The organism is Streptococcus danieliae, from assembly GCF_013415245.1.
Taxonomy (GTDB): domain Bacteria; phylum Bacillota; class Bacilli; order Lactobacillales; family Streptococcaceae; genus Streptococcus; species Streptococcus danieliae_A.
This window is the reverse complement of the sequence record NZ_JACBXX010000006.1, coordinates 1-249: the sequence shown is the minus strand read 5'-3', so window position 1 is coordinate 249 and position 249 is coordinate 1. Positions and strand designations below refer to the sequence as shown.

Annotated in this window: 1 pseudogene; it reads right to left on the bottom strand. The window is 34.1% G+C overall.

The features are described from left to right. Window positions 1–85: pseudogene (locus HZY94_RS10795) on the bottom strand (maturase); the annotation flags it as partial. Between the last annotated feature and the right edge of the window lie 164 nt (window positions 86–249).

Sequence of the window (249 nt, the reverse complement as noted above, 5' to 3'; positions counted from 1 at the left end):
GCGAAGAACCCTTGTTTCTTTTTACCTGATGATAGGCTTCAAGCATATTGTTCCGAGATAATATCTTATCTAGCAATTCTGACATGTGCGTATTCCTTTCTTGTTTCGGTGTCTGAGGGACATCTTATACTCATTTAAAATCAAAAGTTGAAAAATAATGGATGCTTAGTTTTGAAATACAACAATATAAAACCACTACGTATCTAGAAAGGACCTTGTCCATTCTCTATTCACAATGGATTTTAAGGT